At 65.2% G+C, this 25,547-nt stretch carries 22 protein-coding genes; 4 read left to right on the plus strand and 18 right to left on the minus strand.

All coding sequences use genetic code 11. From position 1 onward, the window contains the following. Positions 1-102: 102 nt before the first annotated feature. Both ACW5CM_RS06825 and ACW5CM_RS06830 read right to left on the minus strand, forming a co-directional pair. Positions 103-1,266, minus strand: a complete 1,164-nt coding sequence (locus ACW5CM_RS06825) for an acyl-CoA dehydrogenase family protein (protein WP_438252894.1) — start codon at positions 1,264-1,266, stop codon at positions 103-105. A 141-nt stretch (positions 1,267-1,407) separates the two neighbouring features. Continuing rightward, positions 1,408-2,334, minus strand: coding sequence for a M15 family metallopeptidase (locus ACW5CM_RS06830; RefSeq protein WP_457124584.1), 927 nt, complete (start codon positions 2,332-2,334; stop codon positions 1,408-1,410). Positions 2,335-2,418: 84 nt separating this feature from the next. Between ACW5CM_RS06830 and ACW5CM_RS06835 the strand changes: the two genes are divergently transcribed. Together ACW5CM_RS06835 and ACW5CM_RS06840 are read left to right on the plus strand one after the other, a co-directional pair. After that, positions 2,419-3,465 (plus strand): Rv2578c family radical SAM protein, encoded by a 1,047-nt coding sequence (locus ACW5CM_RS06835; protein ID WP_438252892.1) that lies wholly within the window; start codon positions 2,419-2,421, stop codon positions 3,463-3,465. A 46-nt stretch (positions 3,466-3,511) separates the two neighbouring features. Further along, positions 3,512-4,060 (plus strand): YaeQ family protein, encoded by a 549-nt coding sequence (locus tag ACW5CM_RS06840; protein ID WP_438252891.1) that lies wholly within the window; start codon positions 3,512-3,514, stop codon positions 4,058-4,060. Positions 4,061-4,063: 3 nt separating this feature from the next. On the opposite strand, the gene ACW5CM_RS06845 is transcribed toward ACW5CM_RS06840, so the two are convergent. From ACW5CM_RS06845 to ACW5CM_RS06900, 12 genes are all read right to left on the minus strand, one after another. Then, positions 4,064-4,873, minus strand: a complete 810-nt coding sequence (locus ACW5CM_RS06845; protein WP_457124585.1) for an alkaline phosphatase family protein — start codon at positions 4,871-4,873, stop codon at positions 4,064-4,066. Next, positions 4,867-6,081, minus strand: a complete 1,215-nt coding sequence (locus ACW5CM_RS06850) for an alpha-D-ribose 1-methylphosphonate 5-triphosphate diphosphatase (RefSeq protein WP_438252889.1) — start codon at positions 6,079-6,081, stop codon at positions 4,867-4,869. The genes ACW5CM_RS06845 and ACW5CM_RS06850 overlap by 7 nt, the downstream gene beginning before the upstream one ends. Continuing rightward, a complete protein-coding gene (locus tag ACW5CM_RS06855; protein WP_438252888.1) occupies positions 6,078-6,848 on the minus strand; it encodes an ATP-binding cassette domain-containing protein in 771 nt (256 codons plus the stop codon). The genes ACW5CM_RS06850 and ACW5CM_RS06855 overlap by 4 nt, the downstream gene beginning before the upstream one ends. Before the next feature lie 8 nt (positions 6,849-6,856). Further along, the gene (locus ACW5CM_RS06860) at positions 6,857-8,665 is read right to left on the minus strand and encodes an alpha-D-ribose 1-methylphosphonate 5-phosphate C-P-lyase PhnJ (protein WP_457124586.1); all 1,809 of its coding nucleotides are present in this window, start codon (positions 8,663-8,665) and stop codon (positions 6,857-6,859) included. Then, positions 8,665-9,786 (minus strand): carbon-phosphorus lyase complex subunit PhnI, encoded by a 1,122-nt coding sequence (locus ACW5CM_RS06865; RefSeq protein WP_438252886.1) that lies wholly within the window; start codon positions 9,784-9,786, stop codon positions 8,665-8,667. The genes ACW5CM_RS06860 and ACW5CM_RS06865 overlap by 1 nt, the downstream gene beginning before the upstream one ends. Further along, a complete protein-coding gene (gene phnH, locus ACW5CM_RS06870) occupies positions 9,786-10,430 on the minus strand; it encodes a phosphonate C-P lyase system protein PhnH (RefSeq protein WP_457124587.1) in 645 nt (214 codons plus the stop codon). Before phnH ends, ACW5CM_RS06865 begins: the two co-directional genes overlap by 1 nt. After that, positions 10,427-10,861 carry a phosphonate C-P lyase system protein PhnG gene (locus ACW5CM_RS06875; RefSeq protein WP_457124588.1) on the minus strand — a complete coding sequence of 145 codons (435 nt, stop codon included), beginning with the start codon at positions 10,859-10,861 and terminating at the stop codon, positions 10,427-10,429. Before ACW5CM_RS06875 ends, phnH begins: the two co-directional genes overlap by 4 nt. A 38-nt stretch (positions 10,862-10,899) precedes the next feature. Continuing rightward, positions 10,900-12,630: a phosphonate ABC transporter, permease protein PhnE gene (gene phnE, locus ACW5CM_RS06880; protein ID WP_438252883.1), complete on the minus strand. Its 1,731-nt coding sequence runs from the start codon at positions 12,628-12,630 to the stop codon at positions 10,900-10,902. Positions 12,631-12,632: 2 nt separating this feature from the next. Next, a complete protein-coding gene (phnC, locus tag ACW5CM_RS06885) occupies positions 12,633-13,466 on the minus strand; it encodes a phosphonate ABC transporter ATP-binding protein (RefSeq protein ID WP_438252882.1) in 834 nt (277 codons plus the stop codon). A 61-nt stretch (positions 13,467-13,527) separates the two neighbouring features. Next, positions 13,528-14,493, minus strand: coding sequence for a phosphate/phosphite/phosphonate ABC transporter substrate-binding protein (locus ACW5CM_RS06890; protein ID WP_439255645.1), 966 nt, complete (start codon positions 14,491-14,493; stop codon positions 13,528-13,530). A gap of 3 nt (positions 14,494-14,496) precedes the next feature. Further along, the gene (locus ACW5CM_RS06895) at positions 14,497-15,333 is read right to left on the minus strand and encodes a MurR/RpiR family transcriptional regulator (RefSeq protein ID WP_457124589.1); all 837 of its coding nucleotides are present in this window, start codon (positions 15,331-15,333) and stop codon (positions 14,497-14,499) included. A 231-nt stretch (positions 15,334-15,564) separates the two neighbouring features. Further along, a complete protein-coding gene (locus ACW5CM_RS06900; RefSeq protein ID WP_457124590.1) occupies positions 15,565-17,937 on the minus strand; it encodes a DEAD/DEAH box helicase in 2,373 nt (790 codons plus the stop codon). A gap of 236 nt (positions 17,938-18,173) precedes the next feature. On the opposite strand from ACW5CM_RS06900, the gene ACW5CM_RS06905 reads away from it, so the two are divergent. Next, entirely contained in the window at positions 18,174-19,070 is an 897-nt protein-coding gene (locus ACW5CM_RS06905) for an aldose 1-epimerase family protein (protein ID WP_457124591.1), read from the plus strand. Positions 19,071-19,122: 52 nt separating this feature from the next. Here the strand turns inward: ACW5CM_RS06905 and ACW5CM_RS06910 are convergent, their stop codons facing one another. The 3 genes from ACW5CM_RS06910 to ACW5CM_RS06920 form a co-directional block, all read right to left on the minus strand. Beyond that, positions 19,123-22,278, minus strand: coding sequence for an efflux RND transporter permease subunit (locus ACW5CM_RS06910; RefSeq protein WP_438252877.1), 3,156 nt, complete (start codon positions 22,276-22,278; stop codon positions 19,123-19,125). A gap of 93 nt (positions 22,279-22,371) precedes the next feature. After that, positions 22,372-22,731: a fluoride efflux transporter FluC gene (locus tag ACW5CM_RS06915; protein ID WP_457124592.1), complete on the minus strand. Its 360-nt coding sequence runs from the start codon at positions 22,729-22,731 to the stop codon at positions 22,372-22,374. Further along, on the minus strand, positions 22,728-23,108 hold the full coding sequence (locus ACW5CM_RS06920; protein ID WP_457124593.1) for a fluoride efflux transporter FluC: 381 nt from the start codon (positions 23,106-23,108) through the stop codon (positions 22,728-22,730). The genes ACW5CM_RS06915 and ACW5CM_RS06920 overlap by 4 nt, the downstream gene beginning before the upstream one ends. Positions 23,109-23,210: 102 nt before the next feature. On the opposite strand from ACW5CM_RS06920, the gene ACW5CM_RS06925 reads away from it, so the two are divergent. Beyond that, positions 23,211-24,740 carry an FAD-dependent oxidoreductase gene (locus ACW5CM_RS06925; protein WP_457124594.1) on the plus strand — a complete coding sequence of 510 codons (1,530 nt, stop codon included), beginning with the start codon at positions 23,211-23,213 and terminating at the stop codon, positions 24,738-24,740. Here ACW5CM_RS06925 and ACW5CM_RS06930 read toward each other — a convergent pair. Next, on the minus strand, positions 24,726-25,547 hold the full coding sequence (locus ACW5CM_RS06930; RefSeq protein WP_457124595.1) for a nitroreductase family protein: 822 nt from the start codon (positions 25,545-25,547) through the stop codon (positions 24,726-24,728). The two genes, ACW5CM_RS06925 and ACW5CM_RS06930, sit on opposite strands and share 15 nt — an antisense overlap.

Genomic DNA, 25,547 nt, shown 5'->3' on the forward strand with positions numbered 1-25,547 from the left:
ACCAATGTCTCTAAATCGCCCGCAAATGGTGACATTCGTGAAGTCTCGCGGGAATCTGCTGCTCCGGTAGCGATAACCGTGCCACCGGAGCAGCTCAGAGAATCAGCGCTTCCCGGCGATCTGACGCCCGACGATCTCGCGCATGATCTCGTTAGTGCCGCCGTAGATGCGGTGCACCCGGGCGTCGAGGAATGCCTTCGCGATCGGGTACTCAGTGATGTACCCGTAGCCACCGTGCAGCTGCACGCAGGTATCGAGAATCTCCCACTCGCGCTCGGTCGTCCAGAACTTGATCTTCGCGGCCTCTTCGCCCGTGAGCTTCTTGTCCTTGTACGCCAGCAGGGCGCGGTCGAGGTATGCCCACATCACATCGACCGTGGTGGCGACGTCGGCGAGCTTGAACCGCGTGTTCTGGAAGTCGATGATCCGCTCGCCGAAAGCCTCGCGGTCCTTCGTGTAATCGACGGTCCACTTGAACGCCGCCTGCGATGCAGATGCAGCGGCAATGCCGATCGACAGGCGCTCCAAAGGCAGGTTCATCATCAGCTGCAGGAAGCCCTGACCTTCCTGCCCACTGATGAGGTTCTCCTCCGGAACGAACACATCGCTGAACGACAGCTCAGCGGTGTCGTGGCCGTGCGAACCCATTTTGTTGAGCTTCTTGCCGTGATCGAAGCCCTCCATGCCGTTTTCGATGATGACAAGGCTGAATGCGTCGGGTCGGTTTCCCTCACCGGTCTTGACGAAGGTGACGACGATATCGGCAGTCTTGCCGGACGAGATGAACGTCTTCGCGCCGTTGACGATGTAGCCGCCATCGGTCTTCTTCGCCGTGGTCTTGATGCCGCGCAGGTCGCTGCCGGCGCCCGGCTCGGTCATCGCCAGAGCACCGAGGATCTCGCCGGTCGCCATCCGCGGCAGCCACTTCTCCTTCTGCTCCTGCGTGCCCATGTGCACGAGGTAGGGAACTGCCAGATCGTCCTGAATGCCGAAGGCACCCGCCAGCGAACCGGCGCCTGCGCCGATGACCTCTTCGTTCACGATCGTGCGGAAGCGGTAGTCCTGCAGCATGCCCGCACCGCCGAACTCTTCCGGGACGGAGAGGCCGATGATCCCGGCCTCGCCCGCGGCGAGCATGGTCTCGCGGTCGATCTCGCCCGCGGCATCCCACTTCTCAATGCTCTCGTTGCTCACGTGACGCTTGACGAAGTCCTTGACCAGCTCGCGAAAGGCGTCGTGATCTTCTTCGTAGATGTCGCGTTCCATGTCGTCCTCCCGAACGGTTGTGGCGTCGTTGCTCCCGCGATTCTATGCCGGACGATGGATGCTTGAGCAGAGGCTTGTGAGAATGCATCTCACGATCAATGGGACTGCGTGCCGGGTTTGTGGGATGCCACAGAACAGACATCAGTGGACGTAGTCGGGCGCAGCGGGCAGCCCGAAGAACTCCTCCAGCGAGTGGCATCCGCTCTCGTGATAGGCGGCCGCGAGCGCCGGACCGATGTAGCGCAGATGCCAGGGCTCTGGCACGTAACCCGTGGTGTCTGAAACACCGTCCTCGTAACGGACGATGAAACCGTGTTCCCACGCGTGCTCGGCAATCCACGCCGACTCGGCCGTATCGCCGAAGGCTTCGATCTCACCGCAGCCATTGCTGCAGGCAACGACATCCAGCGACAGGCCGGTCTGGTGCTCGCTGAACCCCGGACGGGCCGAGATCTGGTCGGCACCATCCTGGCCGCGGGCACTCACATGGCCGGAGTGCGTCGCGACTTGGAGCCGGTAGGAGCGATAGCCGTTATTCATCCCCAAAACACCGGCGCCAGCCTGACTCAGCGCCGTGGCCATCTCATTGACGGCCGCGATTGTGTCCTCACGCAACAGGTCGGACGGCGTCGTCGCTTCGACCGCTGCCCGTCCCAGCGAAGCAGGCTGATAGTCGATGGGACTCAGCGAGAGCGACTTGTTGACGATGACCCACCGCCGCGCAGGATCGGTGAGAGAGATACATGGAGCGTTACCCACCACGACGGCATCCCGAAATGCCAAGCCGTCGCCGAACGCAGCGATGACCGCCTCATCATCACCGGCAGCAAGCGCATCGATGACCGCCGGGCTCGAGCATGGGTCGGCGGCGGTGACCGCGGCGACGTCGATCACCGGCAAATGCGCGGCAGCGATCGGCATGGGCGGGAGCTCAGGGGCGCTGAAACCCGGATCGTCGGCGATCGCCCACAGCGCACCGAGCGCGGTGATTGCCAACCCGATGGGCAGTGCGAACTTCAACGACGAGGGTCGACGCGACGCATGCCGGGGCTGCGCTGCATCACTCATCATCCCATTGTCGCTTAACATTTACTCGAACATAACTCTCACCCCCTCTTGACTTAATCTCGTTTATTTGTTCGAATTCATACTATGAGATGGCAGGGACAAACGATCGACGACGCGGATGCCGCGGCGCTGCCTGGCATGGAGAACCGCACGGGAATCGTCCGATCAGTGACTACGCCGGAGTTCGCCGGCATGACCTTTCACGAGGTGCTTGCCAAGTCTGCGCTGAACCGTGTGCCCGCCGGATCACGGATGCCGTTCTCGTGGACGATCAACCCCTACCGCGGCTGCAGCCATGCGTGTGTTTACTGCTTCGCTCGGGGAACACACGAGTATCTCGACCTCGACGGCGGCGGTGATTTCGACTCACAGATCGTCGTGAAGACGAATGTCGCCGAGGTCCTGCAGAAAGAACTGCGCCGCGGCACCTGGCAGCACGACAGCGTGGCACTGGGAACGAACACCGACCCCTATCAGCGCGCCGAGGGTCGCTACAAACTCATGCCCGACATCATCCGCGCGCTAGCGGAATCAGGCACGCCGATGTCGATTCTCACGAAGGGAACGCTGATCCGTCGCGACATCCCGTTACTGGTGGATGCCGCGAAACACGTGTCCATCGATATTCAGATGTCGATCGCGATGTATGACGATGAACTGCAACATTCGATCGAGCCGGGCACACCGTCGACACAGGCGCGCCTGGACACTGTGCGTGCATTGACGGATGCCGGATTCCGCGTCGGCGTCTTCCTCATGCCGGTTCTGCCACATCTGACCGACTCTGTTGAGGCCATCGATCATGCGCTGCGGCGCATCAAAGACACCGGAGCCGACCACGTCATCTACGGCGCTCTGCACCTGCGCACGGGAGTGAAACCCTGGTTCATGCAGTGGCTGGAGCGCGAGCATCCGGAACTCATGTCGTCGTACCGCGGCCTCTACCCCGGGTCCACCTCCGAAGCGCCGAAGCCCTACCGGCAATGGCTGGCGAAGAGGGCACGTCCGCTCATCCGCATGCACGGACTCGATGCACGGCACTCCAATGATGCGCATCCGACACGACAGCTGAACCGGCCGACATCCGTACTTTCGTCTGCCCCCACACACTCAGCCCCGATGCTGTTCTGACAGCCAGGTGAGAACACACAGACCGGGCCGCGTAGGCTCAACAGCTATGGCAATCGGCGCAATGATCCACACATTCACAGTGCAGTTGGCCGACACAGATCGCGGCGTCTACGACGACTTCTCGCTCCGTGTCGCGCGGCATCCCTCAGAGACGGACGCGTACATGGTGACCCGTCTGCTCGCCTACTGCCTCGAGTACGGCGAGGGGATCGCATTCAGCGAGGGGCTCTCGTCAACGGACGAACCAGCAGTGCTCGCTCGCGATCTCACCGGCATGATCACCGCATGGATCGAAGTGGGTGCACCAGACGCCGAACGGATGCATTACGGCAGCCGCCTCGCCGACCGCACCGTTGTCTACACCCATCGTGATCCGGCGAAGGTGACCGCACCCTGGGCAGGCAAGCGCATTCATGACATCGACAAGATCGAAGTCTTCAGTTTCGACCCGGGGTTCATCGACGACGCCGTCCGGGTGATCGAACGCCGTAACTCCGTGACCCTGACGGTCACCGAACGTCAGATTTACCTTGACCTGAACGGGACGAACCTGAGCTCAGCCCTCCACGTCCGCGGCGCGACCGCGGAGGGCTAAGACTCAGCGGGCGTTCAACAGGAGCGTCGAGAACTCCACCGGACGGATGCCGGCAGGCACTTCGACCGCCGGGGTGCCGAAGGATGCAACGAGCAGGAACGTGCGACGCTCAAGTTCGGAGTCGCCGCCGTGGCCGCCCCCATCCGTGTGTCCGTGGTCTGTTGTGACCGCGACCAGCCACTCCTCCCCTTCCTCAGCGACACGACGTTCCACGGCATCGAGCAGCTGCGAGACGCGAGCATCCGTAGTGCGAATGGCTTCGTCGTACTCGACGGACAGTCCACCCGAGGCATGACCGACATGATCGGTCATCCAGAAGTAGACGAACGCGACATCGGGTGTGTGCTCATCTAGCTCGATCAGCGCCTGCCGACAGACCTCAACATCCGGATCGTCATCGTGATCTTCCCGATTGATCACGATGTTCTTGTGGAGCCCCTCGTCGATCTGCTCGGCGCGGGTCGAGACGACCGGACCGGGTCCGTCCGGGTGGGCGATGCCCGGCCAGCTCGACAGCGCGATCGTGCGCGCCGCGGGGTCCTCACGCCAGGCACGGGCCAAGAGATCCTCGTCTACCGGCGTGCGGCGTCCGACGAAGGTGTTATCGAACACCCCGTGCTCTTCCTGCGTCTTGGCGGTGAGGATGCTCAGCCAGCTGGGCCCCGAGATCGTCGGTCCCTCGACTGTCGCGGGCTGCATCGAACCGCGAGCGGCCAGAGCGTCCAGAGCGGGCGCAAGCCCGGTGCCGAATGCGCGATCAACACGCAGTCCGTCGATGCCGATGAGGAGAAGATGGCGTTTCGGCGTCAGCATGCGGCATCCTTCGGCGCGCTGAAGGTCGTCACGACCGTCGTCCACTGCGCGCGATCATCGACCAGGGTGAAGTCCGCACGCTCCCCTGGCACGATGCGGCCGCGATCACTCAGCCCGGCTGCCCGCGCTGCACCCGCACTGACCAGCCCGACGGCCTCGGGAAGCGCCAGCACCCTGTCGCGAGCGAGCAACACGGCACTCGCGAGCAGACTGCTGGGCAGGTAATCGGATGCCAGAGCGTCGACGAGACCGGCACGCACAAGCTCGACCGCCCCGACGTTGCCCGAGTGCGAGCCGCCGCGCAGAACGTTCGGCGCACCGGCGACGATCACGAGGCCCTGCTCACGCGCGCGCCGCGCGGCTTCGAGCGTGGTGGGAAACTCGGCGACCGCGCCCCCACGTTCGACCAGCGCATCCACGGCATCCGCGGAGTCGAGGTCGTGGCCGACGAGACGCGCCCGTCCGGCCCGTGCCTGAGCACCCGCCCAGCGGAGGTTCTCGTCGCGGATAGGATCGGTGCGCGCAGCATCCGCCATCCGATTTTCGACGTTCAATCGCGCGGTCTCACGATCTGTTCCACCGACGACGAGAGCATCGATGAAGTGCTCGACGTCGGCGTACTGCCCCTGCCCTGGCGTGTGGTCTTCGTGCGAGAGCAGGATCGGCTCGGCATCCGCGGGGCGTGCTTCCAGACGCTGCCGGATCAGCTGGGCCCCCTCATCGCCGCGCACATCAAAACGGTGCAGCACGCGGTGATCGACCCGATCGCTGAAGAACACGTCGATCGCCTCGCACGTCTCCAACGCCGAGACCGGCGTGCGGTTGATTCCGCCGGCGATCTTCCGATGGAATCCTGCACCGTGGAAGATCGTCGTGATGCCTGCCGCCGCCACCTTCGCATCGAAGGAACGCAGCGCAAAGTCCAAAGGCAGCGGAGCCGCCGGACGCGGCACGCGCTCTTTCTCCAGCGCATCGCTGTGCACGTCGATGAGACCGGGCATCAACAGCATCCCGGAGCCTTCAACATCGGAGGCCAGCGACGAACCCTCGATGATCTCGACGATCCGGCCGTCCTCGACGACCACACTCGCACGCTCGGTGACGGCATGCGGCAGCACGACTCGCACGTCACCGAGCACGTAGCTCGACGGATTCGCACCGAACGACCAGCGCCCGCCTGTACGTTCTTCAGCGATCACGCCGCTCATGCGTACACCTCATCCAGTACCCGGTGCCCGGCGTCGAGCACCTCATCGACACCGCCGTCAGCGACGATCGCGCCATCTTCCATGTAGAGCACGCGGTTCGCCACCCGGCGGATGATCTTCATGTCGTGATAGACCGCCAGCACGCTGACGTCACGGTGTCGAAGATCCTCGATCACCTCGAGCGCGAGGACGCGGTTCGCTGGGTCCAGCGCGGAGACCGGCTCATCGAGCAGCAGCAGCCGGGGCGGGCTGACTGTGCCCGCGGCCAGGTTCACACGCTGGCGCTCCCCTCCGGAGAGCACACTGCAGTCGACATCCCACAGCCGCTCTTCGATGCCGAGCCTGCGCAGGGCCAGGGCTGCCGCTTCCGTGGCGACCGCGTCGTCCAGCCCTCGGCGACGCGCGGCCGCGGCGACGAGCTTGAGCGGACCCTGCCGCGGCGGGGCGTTAAGGAACTGTGACACATATCCGAAATCACGACCGCGGATCCGCGCCATCGCCCGGTCGTCGAGGGCGGTCAGCTCGACGTCGCGCTCCCCGTCGTGCAGAACCACAGTGCCGGAGTCCGGCAGATAGTTGCGGTAGATGCAGCGCAGCAGGCTCGACTTGCCCGCACCGCTGGCACCGGCCAGCGCAAGGTGCTCACCGGGCATCAGGTCGAACGACACCGCGCGCAGCGAGGCAACCGTGCGGTCGATCGCATGCAGGGTGAATGATTTACTCAGCTCACGAACCGAAAGGATCGGTTTCCGGATGCTCGTATTCATGATGCCTCTCAGCTTTGCGCGGCAGCGACGAGCTGCTGGGTGTAGGGGTGGTGCGGATCGGCGAGCAGCTGATCCGTGAGGCCCTGCTCGATCACACGGCCCTGACGCATCACGACGGCGCGGTCGGTGAGCGCTTTGATAACCGAAAAATCGTGGCTCACCACGACCACCGCGAGCTCGCGTTCGGTCAGCAGCTCACGCAGCAGGTCGAGGACGCCGGCAGCTACCGAGGCATCCAGACCGGTGGTCGGCTCATCGAGCAGCAGCACCTGTGGGTCGGTGGCGAGTGCTTTCGCGATCTGCACCCGCTGACGCATCCCGCCAGAGAACTGTCCGACCACGTCGTCCATGCGCTCCAACGGAACGTCCACTCGGGCGAGCAGCTCCGCGGCACGTCTGCGGATCATGTGGTACGAGCGCCATCCGGCCGCGATCAGGGCGTCGGCGATGTTGCCACCGGCCGAGATATTCAGGTCCAGGCCCATCGCCGGATCTTGGTATACGACGCTGAGCGTGTTCGTGCGCAGACGACGTCTCGCCGAAGCATCCAGGTCGAGCAGGTTACTCGTGCCCTCCTGCACAGCACCGATGCGCACCGATCCGGTGGCATCCGCCTCGTCGCCGATGATGCATTTCATCACCGTCGACTTGCCCGAACCCGACTCGCCGATCACACCGAGCGCTTCCCCCGGCGCGACATCGAACGAGACATCTGCTGCGGCGATGACCTCACTCGATCCGCGGCTGCCACGGTAGATCTTGCCGAGGCCTTCGACCTTCAACGACCAGTCCGCACCCGGGGCGGTGACACCGGCCGGTGGCGGAACCGGCAGGCCGACCTCCACCGCCGACCGCGCGCGCACACGCTTGCTCGGATCAGGGAAGTACCGGTGAGGGATGAGCGCGTCATGTGCCTCGAGGTCGGCCTCGCCGGCGCGCACCTTGAGGCAGAACTGCACGTCCGAGCAGATGTGCTCGTTCGTCTTCGTCTCCACCATGAAGGACGCCTCGGTGCCGCACTTCGCGCAGCGCACACCCTCGAGGTACTCGACCTCGAATGGCACGTCATCGAAGCTCAGCGGCTCGACATCGGTGTACGGCGGCACCGCATAGATCTTCTTATCGCGACCGTGGCTGAGTAGCGTCAGATGTTCGCTCTGGTGCAGACGAGGGATGTCCCACCGTGGGATCGGGCTCGGCGCCATGAGGTAGCGGTCGTGCACCATCACCGGGTGACCGGTGCCGGTTCCCATCACGCCCGTCAACGCGAGCCGCTCGTAGAGCAGCACCCACATCTTGGCGTAGTCGGCGTCGGCATGCCGACGCTTGCATTCGTAGACGGATTTCTCTACCGCGCGCAACGGCTCAGACTGCGGAACCTGCAGTACGAGGGTGTGCTGAACGCTCATCGCTTCTTCCGGCACGCGGTGACGCGACTGCACGATCGTGGCGACCTCGGTGTCGGCGGTGGCAGCAGCTCCCAGCGTGCCGATAATCAGGCGACGGAGGTTCACCGCGTTCACACCTTCCTCATCGCCCTGATCGATGACCTTGACCTGGTCGTCGGTACCGCCGATCGCCAGCGTCACCTGCAGGCCACCGGAGCCCCAGCCGCGAGCCACCGGCATCTCTCGGGATCCGAACGGAACGATGTATCCGGGCACGCAGATTCCGGCAATCACGGCGCGACGGGCTTCGCGTTTGGCCTGCTCGTCCATGACCACCGGACGCCCCTCGTGGGCGTCCTCCGGCAGCATCTCGGCGAGCAGATCCACGCCCTCATCGACGGGCGTCTCGGCATCGGCCAGCATGGTCATCAGATGCCCCCTTCCTGGTGGTGATCGGCGAGAAGCCGTTCGAGTTCAGCATCCTGCTCGGCGCGAGCGGCCAATGAGGCATCCAGCTTGGATTCGAACGTCACGTAGTGCGGCAGCTTCAGGTGCTCGAGGAATCCGCTCGCGGAGAGCCCGTCGGTGGTGAAGAGCATCACCTGCTCCAGGCGCCGACCGGTCTCGGTGTCCTTGAAACGCACGATCGACATATCGAGGCTGGCTGCCGCGATCACCTTGCGCTCGTTGTGTCCGAACGCCATCGCGTAGCCGACGTCAAACGTCGTCGGATCCTCTCCCCGCATGCCGCCGAGTGAGGCTACCGCCTCGCATTCGGATGCGCGCAACTCGCCGATCTGCACCAACTCGCCGGTGTGCGGATCGGCGACGCGCAGTGGCAGGCGGCCGTGGCGCACCTCGCCGAGAGTGACTGCTTCTGCGGCATAAGAGTCAGGGCCGAGGATCGACTGGTACCAGATGTTGATCAGCGCACCGGTGTCGGCCTGGGCCGATGCCGAAAGCACAGCTGAGCGCTGGGCAGGCAACTGAGCGGCGACCATCTGGATGTCGAACGGCTCCTCGTCGGTCTCCAACGCACGATCGACCAGCACTCCCTTGTCGGCGAGATAGTCGCGGAACCGGCGGAACGGCTCATCAGCCGGGTGCTCCAGCGGCGTCTCATCGACGGGCTCGACGATCGGCAGCGGCAGGTCAGGGCCGTCATGAAGGATGCGGGCGGTGTAGTCGACCGTCTCGCCGAGCAGGATGGGCCCGTCGGGCTGACGCTGGGTGGAGACGACGCGACGCAGCAGCTTCATCTCGCGCGGGTTCAGCGGCTCGCTGTGCGTAAGCCGCGGCAGCGTCGAGCGGTGCGCACGGATGAGGTGCACGGCCTCGGAGATGTCTCCGCTGCCCTGAAGGTAAGCCGCCGCGGCCGTGGCCGGATCCCAGAGACCGCCCTCACCCATGATCCGGTCGATCGCCATCGGAAAGCTCTGGATGACGGCCTCGACCGTGAGTGCCTGGTCGAGGCTGGAACGACGCTCGAGCACGAGGCGCTCGGCAGCGATGATCGCCTCCGTGCCGCCCTTGTTGGTTCCTGCGTACATCAGATCTTCTCGATTCGGGTGGTCCGGGACAGCGCGATGAGCTCGCCGTCATCAGCCATGAGGATGCTGTCGATGCCCGCCGGGTAGTCGGAGACCAGCAGGTCGCGGGCGTCGACGAAGCGATCGCCGAGCCCGTCGACGCTCAGTTCGACGGGAGCATGCGGCGGGATGCCCGGGCCGGTGAGTCGCCACCGCGGAGCGGCCGCGCCGACGTGAATCGCCTCGACGCGCTGCACGAGCGTCGTCCCTTTCTCGGGCGCCCAGTGGATGCCGGGAGAGAGCAGTCCCAACTCGGCGGACTCGGCGAGAGCCAAGGCGTAGCGGGCGTCGGCGGCATCGACGACGCGCGCGGCGACGACACGTCCGATCGCCGCGATCGCAGCGGTGACGGCTTCCGCGTCGAGGTGTGCATCATCCGCAGAACGCAGGGCACCGATCGGGGTCATGATGTCGGCCAGCGCCAGCAGCGGCAGCGCTGCGGCAGGCACGCCTTCGGGAAGACCCTCGGTGGAGACGCGCTGCACGGTTCCTGGGCGAGCGAAAGCATCCATGATCGCCCGGAAGACCTGCTGCGAGACGGTCGGGGTGAGCTCACGCAGCTGATCCCAGGCGGGTGCAACCCGGGGTACGTCGATGAAAGTCACGGGATCTCCTCGAATTCGACGATGGATGCGGACAGCCGTTTCCATTCCGCCGCGCGCGCCGTCTCGCGTGCGGTGCGAGTGCTCTCGCAGAGTGCGACGACCTCGCCACTGCGGGGTCCGTCCGCGAGGTATTCGGTGGCGCAGATCGCCGCGGCGAGCGCGGCGAGGCGGTCGGCGCCCATGCGCATCGTCCAACCGTCGACGCCGCGACGGCGCACCTCTGCCTGCGTGACGAGCACATCGCCGAGGATGAAGCGCTCCTCTGCGACCGGCTCCCGCACCTGGGTGACGACGGTGCCGACGACAGGCGAGCGGGTGATGACGACATCTGCGTCATCCGCCAGGCACGCGTGCGAGAGCGCAATCACGGCTGTGGCATCCGCCATGTTCAGTTCGGAGGTGATCTCCGCCCTGGTGAGCGAATCGGTCATGGTGACCCTTCTTTCTTCGGCCCCGTCCGTGGACGGGGTCATTGGACTTCGCGTCGCGCCCACACCGCGAGCGCTTCGGAGAGCAGCACGGTGATCACGACGAGGATGAGGCAGCTGGTGACGACGCCGTACTCGAGCACTCGAGATGCGTTCATCATGTAGAAGCCGATGCCACCGGCCCCGATGATGCCGAGGCCGGTGGCAGCACGCAGGTTGGAGTCGAGCTGATGCAGCGTGTGTGCCGAGAGAGCGGGGGCGACCTGGCGCAGCGTGGCCGCGAAGAAGGTCTGCGTACTACTCGCCCCGGAGGAGCGAATGGCGTGCGCGACTCGCACATCGACCTCCTCCAGCGAATCAGCGATCACCTTGCTGAAGAATCCGATGGCTCCAACCGCGAGCGCGAGCGCTCCTGCCGTCGCGCCGAGGCCGGTGATCACCACGAAGAAGATACCGACGATGATTCCGGGCACCGCTCGAATGGTTACGACGATGCCACGGAAGATCGCGGCCACCGTGTCATTCGGCGCGATCGTGCGGGCCGAGAGCAGCCCGAACGGAATCGCGACGATGAGACCGATGACAGTACCAGCCAGGCCCATCTGCACGGTCTCGAGCATGGAGAAAATCAGCTTCTCCGGAATGCCACCGTCCGACGGCGGGAAGTACAGCCCGATGGTCTCCAGCGCCTTGGCGAAACCGCCGGCGAGCTGGCTGAGAGAGACACCGGATGCCATCGCCGAGCCGAGCACGAGCAGCGCGGTGAAGACGCTCCAGCAGGTCCGGTTGATGCGCTGGCGATTCCACGGCGGCGAGACGCGGCCTGCGGCCGCGGCGCGACGCTCGGCGGGAGTCGTCTTACCCTTCGCCCAGCCCTTCTCCGGCAGATGCGGAAGCAGAACGGTGAGCCAGCGTCGCGACTTCGATGAAGACGCAGACTCGTGCCCGAGTTGGGCCTTGCGTACGAGGCCGGAGACGAGCTCCGCGATCAGACACAGGATCAGCAGGACCAGCGTCAGCCCGAGGCCGAGTTGATAGTTCATCGTGTCCAGCGCAGCCGAGATGTACATACCGATGCCGGCAACGCCGACGAACCCGAGGATCACTGACCCACGCAGGTTGATGTCGAAGGCGTGCAGGGTCGTCGCCACGAGGGTGGGGCGCAGCCCCGGCAGGACCCCGCCAACGATCTGCTGGAACGTACTGGCACCGGCAGCGCGCAGTGCCTCGCGAGGACCGGGATCGACCTCTTCGATGGCATCCGCAAAGAGCTTCGCCATGAAGCCGATCGACCCGATGCCGAGGGCGAGGATGCCGGGGAGGGCGCCGAGACCGAACACCCGCACGAAGAAGATGGCGATGATGAAGTCAGGAACCGCGCGTTCGAGCACGATGAGCGAGCGGGCGACGGCGCGCACCGTCGAGTTGACCGTGGTGTTCTTCGCCGCAAGGAAGGCGATCGGCAGGCTGAGCACGAGCCCGAGAACGGTGGCGAGTACGACGATGGCGATCGTCTGGCCGATCATCTCTACGAGCCGTAGCGGCTCGGGGAACTTCAGCGGCACCGTTCGACTGAGGAAGTTGACGGCATTGTCCCAGCCGTCGATGAAGGTGGCGATGTTGATGCGCAGCTCGACAGTCGACCAGATGCCCAGCCCCAGCACACCCAGCATCACGACGATGAGGCCGCGCTTGCTCCACGACATCGGTGGTTTCTTGGGCATCGGAGGCTGCGCACTCGACGAGACAGCACGCTCAAGGAGGATGCTCATGGTCAGACCGCGGCTGCCGCGCTGGGCTGGGTCGCCTGCGTGATCTGCGCAGTGGTGGGCAGACCCTCAGCGCTCATCGGCTCACGATAGATCGTCATGGCCTCTTCGCGGCTCAGTCCCTCGGTGGTCTTGTCGAGCACGACCCGTCCATCCTTGAGACCGATGATGCGCTCGCCGAAACCGAGCGCATATTCCACCTGGTGAAGACTGCAGACGACCGTTAACCGGTCTTCGTCGCTGACGCGAGTGAGCAGCTCGAGCACCGCCGCGCTCGAGTCAGGGTCGAGGGATGCCACCGGCTCATCCGCGAGCAGGATCGACGGGTTCTGCGCCAGTGCTCGAGCGATCGCGACGCGCTGCTGCTGTCCGCCGGAGAGCGTGTCGGTGCGTTGGAACGCGCGATCGGCGAGTCCCACGCGATCCAGAAGTTCCAGGGCCCTGCGCCGATCCGACTTCGGGTACATCCAGAGTCCGGAGCGAGGCCCGAGAAGCCCGCCGAGGAACCCGGTGCAGACGTTCTCGAGGGCGGTGATACTGCCCACGAGATGGAAGTTCTGGAAGATGAAGCCGATCTCCCGACGCGTACGGCGCAGGTCGCGACGCCCTACTTCGTTGATATCGCGTCCGTTGATCTCGACGGTTCCGGAAGTCGGCTGCTGCAGCCGGTTCATGGTGCGCAGCATCGTCGACTTGCCGGATCCGGATTTTCCGAGCAGCACCAGTCGCTGCCCCTTGGGGACAGCGAAGGAGACATCATCGAGGCCGCGGACGTCCTCGTTGAACTGCTTCGTGACGTTGCTGAGGCGAATGGCGATTTCGCCAGGCGTGTGCGTCATGTCTGTTCTCCTCTGGTACTGCTCGGCGGAGTGATCCGTTATTTACCGGTGGATGATCTGCTTACTGATTTGTGATGTCGCACGCCTCGGACTTCGTGACCTCGCACACCTTGCGCACGCCGTCGTAGTCCGCGTCCTCGATCGGCTCATAGCTGTACACGCCGATGCCGCACTTCTCGTCAGGATCGCTGGTGTCGCATTCGCCGCTCGCCGTGAGCGCCGGCACGTTCAGCTGCTCGAGGTAGACGGCCTTGATCTTCTCGACCAGGTCAGCGGGCAGCTCACTGCTGACCGTCGCGAGCGTCGGGGTGATGAGCTCCGACTCCCAGATCTGGGTGAGCTGCCCCTCGGTGACCTGACCGCTCTCGATGAGCTGCTTGGTGGCCATCCCCTCCGTGCTGAAGGCGATGTCGCACTGGCCGTCCACGAGAGCGAGGACCGAGGCGTCATGTCCGCCCGCGAAGATCGGCGTGATATCGACCTCGGGGTCGATGCCCGCCTCGATCAGGCCGGCGGAAGGAAAGAGGTAGCCCGAGGTGGAGGCCGGGTCGACGAAGCAGACCGTCTTACCCGCAGCATCCTCGAGCGAGGTGATGTCGCTGCCGGCAGCAACACTGGCGACCGAGTAGTAGCCGAGTTCGCCGTCGGCCGTCGATGCCTGCGCGCCGAGGATATCGATGTTCACGCCGCTGTCCTTGGCGAGCACGTACGAGAAGGCACCATACCGTGCGATATCGACCTTGCCCGCGCGCTGCGCCTCAATGGTCGCCGCATAGCTGGTTGCCATGTGGAACTCGATCGGAATGCCGAGTTCACGTTCGAGGATCTCGAAAGCCAGAGAGCTCTCGATGTCGAGCTCCGTCTGATCTTCGGTCGGGATCTGCGAGATGACGATCTTCTCGGGCCATGCCCCGTCTTCGGCGGGAGTGGCCTCATCGCCTGCGGCGCTGGGGCCACAACCAGTGAGAAGAGTGGTGGCGAGCACGAGGGCACCGGCGGCCACTGTTGTGAGAATGCGCTTGGACATCGATTACTCCTTGGGGAGAGGGGTGCGGTGGGAGACGGAGAGAAGTGTTCTGAGCACCTGAAGAACGGCGTGGTGCACCATGCGGCTTGCCATCTCCTCGCTGCGCGCGCCGTCAGCGGCGGCGCCAGCGACGATCGCGATATCCGCCAGGTGGGCCAGGGGCGCGCCGGAGTAGCTCGTCAGGGCGACGGTGCGTGCGCCGTTGGCAGCGGCCGTGCGCATCGGAGCGAGCGTGGCTTCGGTGACGCCCGAGTGACTGATGGCGAAGCAGACATCACTGGGTCCCAGCTGACGGGAGACTGCCGCTTGGGTGCCACTGTCGGTCGGGTAGGACACCGCGCGGCCCTGTGAGCTCAGCCAGTTGCCGAACTCAATCGCGAGCGGCTGAGATGTGCCGCTGGAGACCAGGAGCGCGCGATCCGCTCCCCCGAGAGCGGCGGCAAGTCGCTCGATGAGATCGTGATCAAGCGCGGCGGCAGTGCGGCAGAGGTCTTCGATGATGCGCGCCAGGGTTGCTGCGCCCTGGCTGTCGGTCGGCACGGAGTCGGCGATGCGGCCAAGTCCGAGTTCAGAGATCAACCGGAGCTTGAGCTCCTGGATGCCGGGAAGTCCGACGGCGTGGCACAGCCGCACGACCGTGCCGACAGAGGTGTTCGTTGCTCCAGCGATTCGGGCGGCTGACATCCCGACGATGCGGTCGGGATGAGAGAGCACGAAACCGGCCGCTTGGCGACTGCGTGCGGACAGCGAGGGGAGCGCTGCGCGCAGACTCTCCAGCACGCCGATCGGCGCAGGGTCGGCACGCGCCCAAGCCCGTTCCCGTTCGATCGCCGTGTGCATGTCTACGACGCTAAGAATCGACGGTTACAGGCAGGTGTCGCGCTGGGGCTATGGAACGAACATTCCGTTTGCCATTGGGAAATGGAAGATCGTTCCGTGCGTTGGTGGATTCTGCGGTTCGCGTTGCGCGGCGCGGTTCATAGCTCCTGAAGAACGACGCAGAAGGGCCCCGGAATCGCTTCCGGGGCCCAGATCCTGCCAAATTCTCAGGAGTTGTGAACGCTTGCGGGGTTACGCGGTCAGCTGGGAGTTCGTGAGCAGACGCCCGGTGATCTCCTCGATGATGTCGTCACCCATACGAGCGGGCTCGAAGGGGGCGTCGATCTCGGCGCGATCCAGCAGCTCGGTCATGCGACGCTGCCGCTGACGCGTGATCAACGTGACCACACGGCCTGAACGGCCGGCGCGACCGGTACGACCAGAACGGTGCATGTATGTCTTGTACTCGTCAGGGGCATCGGCCTGGATCACCAGATCGATGTCGTCGACGTGGATGCCGCGGGCTGCGACATCCGTGGCAACGAGAACGTTGACGCGACCAGAGGTCAGTCGCTCAAGGTTGCGCGTGCGCTTGGCCTGGTTGAGATCACCGTGCAGCGAAACCGCCGGGATGCCGGCATCATCGAACTGCTCGGCGAGCATCTCGGCGTACGCACGGGTGCGGGCGAAGACAAGCGTCTTGCCTTCACGGTCGACCAAAGAGCTCAGGATGTCAGCCTTGTCGCGGTGCTCGATCACCAGCACACGGTGCTCGATCGTGCTGGAGTCCTGGTCTTCGCCAGCAACCTCATACACAGCCGGGTCCACAAGGAACTCGTCGACAAGAGCTGCAACTTCACGGTCCAGCGTCGCCGAGAACAGCAGCTTCTGGCTACCGTCTGCGGTGTGGCGGAGGATCCGCTGCACCGGCTCAACGAAGCCGAGCTCGCACATGTGGTCGGCCTCATCGAGAACTGCGATGCGGCACTCCGAGAGGTCGAGCTTGCGCTGCTTGATGAGGTCTTCGATACGACCGGGGGTTCCGATCACGATGTCGACGCCCTTCATCAACGCACCGACCTGACGCCCCTGGGGGACACCACCGTAGATCTGCGTGGTGAACAGGCCGACGCTCCGGGCGATCGGCTGGATCGTGCGATCCAGCTGCAGGGCAAGCTCGCGGGTCGGAGCGAGAATGATCGCCCGAGGCTTGCGCCCGTACTCACGACGCTTGCCGGCCTGCGACTTCAGTACGTTCTCAACAAGAGGCGCACCGAAGGCAATGGTCTTGCCAGAGCCGGTGCGGCCACGGCCGAGCACGTCGCGGCCGGCGAGAATCGCGGGGATCGTCGCCGCCTGGATCGCGAACGGCGCCGCCGCACCCAGGGTGTTCAGCGTCTCGACGATATTGGCCCCAAGTCCCAGGCCAGCAAATGACGCGCCTTCGACCTCCGGAGCGGCAATGGTCTTAGCCTCAAGACGCTCGTGCACGACGTCTTCAGTCCGCTCGAACGGCTTCGCAGCTGTCTTGTTCCAGTCGTCGCGACTCGGGCGCTGCTCGCGGCGGTCGTCGCGGCGGGGGCGGTCATCACGGCGGGGACGGTCGTCTTCGAAACGACGCCCCTCGACACGGGGACGCGCGTTGTACCGGGGGCGGTCGTCGCCCGCGTCACGGTTCGGACGGGTGTCACGGTTCGGACGGGTGTCACGTGCCGGACGCTCGTCGCGGTTGAACTGCGGACGATCGCTGCCTCGGTCGTTGTTGTAACGCGGGCGGTCACCGCCGCGGTCATCGTTGAAGCGGGGACGCTCGTTCGTGCGATCGCTGTTGAAACGCGGGCGGTCGCTGAAGCGGGGGCGCTCAGTTCCACGATCGTTGTTGTAACGGGGACGCTCGCCGCGGTCGTTGCCCTGACGGGGACGGTCGTCGCTGTTGTAACGGGGACGGTCACCACCACGGTCGTTGTTGTAACGGGGACGGTCGCCACCACGGTCGTTGTTGTAACGGGGGCGGTCACCACCACGATCGTCGTTGAAGCGAGGACGGTCGTTGCCGCGATCGTTGTTGTAACGCGGACGGTCACCACCACGGTCGTTGTTGAAACGGGGACGGTCACCGCCACGATCGTCGTTGAAACGAGGACGCTCGCCACCGCGATCGTTGTTAAACCGCGGACGCTCGCTGTTGTACCGAGGACGCTCACCGGCGCCACCGCGATCATCGCGACGCGGACGGTCGTCGTTCGAGCGACGACCCTCAGTGCGAGGACGCTCGTCATAGCGCGGGCGCTCATCACGGTGGTGAGGGGTCTCGCGGCGTCCGGACTCGGCGCGGCCACGGATGCCCCGGGCCTCATCGCGTCCGGCGCGCTCCTGATCGGTCCAGCGGCGCTTGGGGGCACCGCCCTCATCGGTGCGGAAGCCGCGGTGATTGGGACTTGTGCTTCCCGGACGGCGGTCGTAACCACCGCGCGTCGACGATGAGCGCTGCTCACCGGAATCCGACCGCTCATCGCGTGCCGGACGTCCGCCAGCGTGACGCTCGTGGAAGGGAGTCTTCTTGGCGTAACGCGGCTCGAAGTTGCGAGCGGGGCGTCCGCCCTTGGGCTTGCCGTTCTTGGGCATGGTATTTCCTGACTGTCTCTGACACGAGAACAGCGTCCGCTCCGGCGCACAGAGATCAGCGCACGGCGGATATACCCGGGCGTTCGTCGGCCGGGGCCATTCATGTGATGGTTGTTGAACCATCGGCCCCTGGGCTCACACTGGAACAAAAACACCCGCGCAGTAGCGCGGCTGCCCGAAGCCGACCCCACAAGTTTATCCGAGCGACCTGGGAAAGACCCCCGTACGATTGCGTGGTGACATCTCTCTCTCCCACTGGCATCCAGATCCACCTGCAGCACGGCGCCGTCACGGCGCAGATCGCTCAGGTCGGAGCATCACTTCGCGGCCTCACCGTCGGCGGCGTCGATCTCATCGCGCGCTATCCCGAGAACATTCCTACCCCCTCCTGCTCCGGGGTCGTGCTCGTACCCTGGCCCAATCGCGTGCGCGACGGACGCTGGGACGACAATGGCACCGGGCAGCAGTTGGCGCTCACCGAGCCGAAGCTCGATAACGCCAGTCACGGACTCCTCCGATTCAGCGCCTATGAGATCGAGCAGACGGATGCCACGGCTACTCTCAGCGCGACGATCCACCCACAGACCGGCTACCCCTATGAGGTCGAAACGTCCGTCAGGTACGCGCTGACGGATGCCGGCATCGAAGTGACACACACGCTGACGAACCGATCGGATGCCGCAGCTCCGGTCGCCCTCGGAACCCACCCGTTCGTCACGATCGGCGACGTTGATCCGCACGATCTCATGCTCACGATTCCCGCCGCAACGCAGTTCGAGACCGACGAGCGGATGCTGCCGACGCGAACATCCGCCGCGCCGGAGAATCTGCGTGCCGGTGTGCGCTTGGGCGACATCACACTCGACACCGGATTCACCGACCTGGACCGTGACTCCGATAGACGTGTGCGCCATAGTCTGACCGCACCGGATGGCCGCCGGGTCTCCCTCTGGCAGGGCGAGGGCTTCGACTTCGTGCAGGTGTACACCACCAGCAGCTACCCCGGCCAGTCGCTCGCCGTCGCTATCGAGCCGATGACGGCTCCAGCCGATGCACTCAACAGCGGTCTCGGCATCCGCCGCCTCGCAACCGGCGAGAGCTGGAGCGTGTCCTGGGGCGTCGAACTCAGCTAGAGCCGCGTTTCGGCTCGCCCCGACCGTCGCGAGCGGGGCGAGCCGAAACGCCTCAGACTGACTGCTGCTCGCGCAGTTCGCGGCGTGTCAGCTGCCCTGCGGGCGCCTCGGGTGTCGGCTCGTCGCCATCGGCAGAGTCAGCGGCGGCAGCATCCGGTCCGCCCTTACGCGCACGACGACGCTCCTTGGCGCCCTCCACGAGGTTGTAGAGCGTCGGCAGCACGATCAGGGTCATCACGGTGGAGGAGATCAGACCGCCGATCACCACGATGGCGAGCGGCTGCGAGATGAACCCGCCGTGCCCGGTGATGCCCAGCGCCATCGGGATGAGCGCGAAGATCGTCGCGAGCGCCGTCATGAGAATCGGCCGCAGGCGCTTCTCGCTGCCGGCCATGACGGCATCGACCGCGGAGAGCCCCTTCTCGCGGTACTGGTTCACGAGGTCGACGAGCACGATCGCATTCGTCACCACCACACCGATCAGCATGAGCACACCGATGAGGGAGGCCACCCCCAGCGGCACGCCGGTGATGATCTGCAGCAGGATCGCGCCGGTAGCCGCGAACGGCACGGAGATCAGCAGAAGCAGCGGCTGACGCAGCGACTTGAATGTCGCCACCATCACGACGTAGACGATGAGGATAGCCGCGAGCATGGCCAAGCCGAGCTGCGAGAACGAATCAGCCTGCTGCGAAGCGACACCGCCGACGTCGGCGCGGGCACCATCAGGCAGGTCGACGGCTTCCAGCGCCGCGGTGACCGAAGCGGTCGCGACGGCGAGGTTGTCGGACGCCGGAGGAATAGTGACCGTCGAAGTGCGACGACCCTGCTCGGTGGTGATCGAGGTGGGGCCTTCGCGCTGCTCGACGACCGCGATGTCCTGCAGCTCGATCATTCCGAGAGCGCTCGGGATCACCAGCGTCTGCAGGGCTTCGAGGCTCGCTGGCGGCTCGGTGGCCGCGAGATACACCGTCAGGGCGGAGTCGTCCAGCTCGATCGATCCGATCTGCTGCGGACGCATCGTGCTCGACACGATCGAGCCGACGGCGACCTCGGACAGACCGACGTCGGCTGCCGCCTGACGGTCCACGACCACGGCGATGTAGGGCAGGGATGCTGCGAGGTTGTTCGAGACTGCGCCGATGCCCTCGCGTCCGTCGAGCTCTGCAGTCACCGCCTCCGTCGCCTCGGTGAGGGTCTCTCCGTTCGGTGCGGAGATGTTCACGGCGATGTCGGTGGATCCGAATCCGGCTGCGGCGCTCACATCGATATCGCCGACGTCTTCGAGTGGCTCGACCGCGTCAGCGACGTCCGCACGGATCTGCTCCTGATCCGCGCCGGAAGCCGTCATGATCGAATACGTCACACCTGCGCCGCCGGAGAACACATCTGCCAGCGGCGAACCGCTCGAGCCGACCGAGACCTGCACGGCTTCGATTCCGTCGATGCCCTGCAGCGCCTCCTCCACGACAGCCGCGGCGGCGTCCTTGGTCTCCAGGCTCGCGGTCGGACCGAGATCCTGCGTGACAGTCATGGTGTTCTGGCCGGTGTCGCCGAGGAAGTTGATCTTCATCAGCGGCGCCGCAGCCAGGGTTCCCCCCAGAACGACGAGCGCCATGACCAGCGTGACGCCGGAGTGCTTCAGCGTCCAGGTGAGGATGGGCCGGTAGGAGCGCTGCAGGCGTGTGGGCGGAGCATCCGGGTGCTCGGGGTCGATCGCGACGCCGTTCGCATCCGCGAGTTCCTTACCCGGACGCAGGAACCAGTACGCCAGCACCGGCACGATCGTCAACGACACCAGAAGCGATGCCACCATCGCGATTGTGACCGTCATCGCGAACGGTCGGAACAGCTCGCCGACCATGTCGCCGACGAAGACGATCGGCAGGAACACCGCAACCGTCGTGACAGTCGATGCCGTGATCGCCCCGGCGACCTCGCGCACGGCGAGCAGGATCGACTTGCCCTTGTCGGCGCTGCCGACGTAGTGACGTTTGATGTTCTCGATGACAACGATCGAGTCATCCACCACGCGTCCGATGGCGATCGTCAGCGCACCGAGGGTGAGCATGTTCAGGGAGTATCCGAAGGCCTGCAACCCGACGAACGTGATCAGCACGCTGGTGGGAATCGAGATCGCCGTCACCAGGGTCGAACGGATCGACATCAGGAACACCAGGATGATGACAACCGCGAACACCAGGCCCAGCAGCCCCTCGACGGCGAGAGTCTCGATGGACTGCACGATGAACGGCGCCTGATCGAAGATGATCGTGAATTCGGCATCCGGGAATGTCTTGGAGAGCTCGTCGAGCGCGGCGATGACCCCGTCCGACACCTCCACCGTGTTCGCGGCAGGAAGCTTGGAGATCGAGATCGAGAGGGCATCCTCGCCGTTGACGCGGGAGATCGAGGAGATCGCGTCGTTCTCCAGTGCGACTGTGGCGACATCGGCGATCGTGACGCCCGCGCCGATGAGAGGAAGGGCTGCGATCTCTTCGACGGAGGTGATCTTCGATCCGGTCTGCACCGTGAGCGTCTCACCGTTCTCGGTGATGTCGCCGCCGGGGAAGAGCATGCCGTTCTGTTCCATAGCGCTGCTGATCGCCTGGGTGCTGGCACCTGCCGCCGCGAGCTTGGCGTTGTCCGGGGTGATCGTGACGCGCTGCCCCGTGCCGCCGATGATCGCGGCGGTGTTCACGCCATCGACATCTTCGAGCTCGGGCACCACGACGTTCTCGAGCTCGGTCTGCGCAGCATCCGCTTCACCGAAGCCGGTGACAGCGATCTGGATCACCGGCAGATCATCGAGCGAGACGGTCATCACCTGCGGTTCGACATCGGCCGGCAGCTGCGAGGAGATGCGGTTGATCGCCTGCTGCATCTTCTGCTCTGCCGTGGCGAGGTTCTCGCCATAGGTGAACATCGCCTGGATGATCGAGGCGTTCGTCGTGCTCGTGGCACTCGTGGATTCCAGGCCTGGAACGGCCTGGATCGCAGTCTCGATCGGCGTCGAGACGTCGTTCTCCACAACTTCAGGCGACGCCCCCGGGTAGGTCGTCATAACGATCAGCGCCGGCAGCTCGAGCGTCGGGATGAGCTCCTGCTTGAGGTTGGTCAACGCCAAACCGCCGAACACGGCAGCGACGATCGTGATGAGGGCGATCAGCGCGCGATTGCGCAGGCTGAAGAAAGCGAGTTTCGACAAGGCAGGAGACTCTCGATTGAGGAAAATGCTCGACAAAGGTGCGCGGTCAGTATTCCACAGCAAATATTCAGGATGCTGTGAGCGATTCCGCGGTCACAGCAGTGCGCCCACTCCAAGCCCGGCGACTGCGGCGATCACGGATGCGACCAGTGTGCCCACCAGGTGCATGACCGAGGCGGGCCGGCGCCCGTCGTTCCACAGCGCGAGCGTGTCGAGCATCGCGGTGCTGAAGGTCGTATACCCACCGAGAAGACCGGCGCCGACGATGAATGCCGACTCTGGGATGGATGCTGTGACCACCCCGAGCGCGAACGATCCGGTGACGTTCACGAAGACGATCCCCCATGGGAAGCGCCCCTTCGTCACCGACATGACGCCGAGATCGACGAGGTAGCGCAGGCCTGCGCCGACGCCACCGGCGAGGGATGCGAGTGCGAACAGAAGCGGCGTCACGCGATCGCCCGCTTCCGACCGAGGCGCCGACCGAGGCGCAGACCGAGAATGACAGCGCCGATCCCACCCGCCAGCGTCAGCACGACGTATGCCGCTGCCACGAGAGGCGCGTCCGCCCACAGCCCGACAGCACCGACCGCGAACGCGCTGTAGGTCGTGAAGCCGCCCAGGATGCCGGCGCCGAAGAAGACTCGCAGGTCAGATGTTTGTGGCATCCGGGCTGCCAGCACACCGATGAGCAGGGCTCCGGTGACGTTGATCGCGAGCGTTCCGAGCGGTATGCCCCCAGCATCCGCGATCAGCAGGGCGATGCCGAGCCGAGCCGCAGTTCCCACAGTGCCGCCGGCGATGACGAGGAACAGCCGGCGAAAGGTCACGTCGGCAACTCTAGTCGTGGCATCCGATCCCCTCCCTTGCCAGTGCGCCACGGCGATGTCAAGGCGGTGTGAGCGAGGCAGATAACGGCGTTGACTGACGCCATGACACCGCTCTGGAAGGTCTCCCCGACGGCCCCTCCCCGCTCTCCGTTCGAACCCGGCGTGCATCACGACGTGATCGTCGTCGGCGCAGGCCTGACCGGGCTTGCGACCGCCGTGATGCTGGCGCGGGAGGGTTTGGATGTGGCCGTCGTGGACTCTGGCGAGGTCGCCGAACTCGCCTCGGGCGGGAACACCGGAAAAGTGTCGCTCCTCCAGGGCCTGACACTGGCGAATATCCGTCGCCACCACCCGGCTGCTCTCGTGCGCGCGTATGTCGACGCGAACCGCGCGGGGATGCAGTGGCTGACCGACTTCGCCGACACTGCCGGCGTGCCCTACGCCCGCCGGACAGATCACTCGTACGCGCAGACGGCGAGCGGCGTCGATGCGCTGCGCGCCCAGCACGCCGCCGCTCGCGAAGCCGGACTTCCCGCCCGGATGCTAGCGGCCGAAGACATGCCGGCGGCATCGTTCCCGATCACCGGCGCTGTCGCTCTCGACGATCAGGTGACAATCGATCCGGTACTCGTCACGCACGCAATGGCGAGGGAGCTGCTCGCTGAAGGAGGCACGCTGCACACCGGCATCCGCGTCACCGGAGCGCACGCACTTCCGCAACCGCGCGTCGAGACCGCGGCCGGACCGCTGTTCAGCACACACATCGTGCTCGCGACCGGAACGCCGGTCATCGACCGCGGCCTCTACTTCGCGAAGGTGCGGGGGCTGAGGTCATATTGCGTCTCGTTCCGGGTGCCGGGGAACGTACCGGACAGCACGTTCATCTCCGTGGACGGGCCGACGCGTTCCCTCCGTCCGGTCTCGGACGAGGATGGGCCGGGCGGCGCCGCACAGCTCATCGTCGGCGGCAACGGGCATCCGGTTGGACGATCTCACGGAGAGACCGCGGCCATCGACGACCTCATCTCCTGGACCCGGCAGCATTTTCCCGATGCCGAGGAGACGCACCGCTGGTCGGCTCAGGACTACCAATCGCACAACCTCATCCCCTTCGTCGGCGCGATGCCGCGCGGACTCGGCCGCATCCGCTTCGCAACCGGATACGCCAAATGGGGGCTGTCGAACGCTCCGGCTGCCGCCATGCGACTGGCCGCCGAGATCGTCGGTACCAGGCGGCGTGACCGTCCGGATTGGATGAGGACGATCGGGACGCGTCTGACGGTGCCCGCCGACATCGGCAGAGGAGCCGCCGAGACCGGCCGCGCCGCAGCCGCCCTCGCCTCGGGATGGTCCGGAGCCCAGTCTCGGCCAGCACCGGTTCCGCGGCCAGCCGAGGGCAGCGGTGTAGTGGCCAATCGTGCGGGCCGCCCGGTCGGCGTTTCGACTGTCGACGGCGTCACCCGCGCTGTCAGTGCCGTATGCACCCACCTCGGCGGCGTCCTGGACTGGAACGATGCGGAGTGCACGTGGGACTGCCCCCTGCACGCGTCGCGCTTCGCGCCGGACGGGACGCGCATCGAGGGCCCGGCGCTGCGAAACCTGCCGAATCTCCCGAGGTCAGGGCAGAGTTGACGCAGCCCCGGGTGTGGCAGCATCCCAGCCTTGCTGCGGTGTCTCGCAGTTCTCGCGATAGACGTACTGCGAGACGAGCTTGCGCTGGCTGCTCGACCAGTCGATCGCCGGTCGGCGCTCCTCTGGTGGCAGATATCCGAGCCGGTAGACGGCCATCAGCTCAAGGTCATCCGGAACGCGCAGCAGCCCGACGATCTCATCCCAGCGGCCAGGGACTTCCATCGGGAAGGAGATGAATTGGATGCCCATGCCGAGCTCGACCGTCGTCAGCCAGATATTCTCCATCGCCGCGCCCATGCTGAACACCGAATAGAACGATGACAGCTGTCCCGGGCGATACTCACTGCGATCGAGCATCACGCCCAGCAGCAGTGGGGAGCCGGCGACGAGCTTCCGGTTCTCCGCGCCGAGTGTCTTCGGCACTCCGAAGGCGTTCATCAGCGTCTGTCCACGCTTCGTGAACACCTGGCTTGTGAAGGGTCGAAGCGCCGCAGGGAGCTTGTCGAACAGCATTCCGCTGCGTTTGGAGTCCATCTCGGCCTGGCTGAAGCGGAAGTATGGCTTGTAGCGCTCGAAGAACGTGCCGTTGGACATCGCCTCTGTCATGCTCTCGCCGGAGACACGGGCGATCTCGTCGATCGTCTCGCGGTTCTCGATGACGACGAATCGCCACGGCTGGCTGTTCAGTTGTGACGGTGCCCGACCGGCGGCTTCCAGAAGCAGGCGCTGATGCTCCTCGGAGACGGCGTCGGGAAGAAAGGCACCGTTGGTCGTCTTACGGCGGCGGATGGCGTCGAGAAGTTCCAT

It is taken from the genome of Microbacterium wangyouchuni (assembly GCF_054072595.1).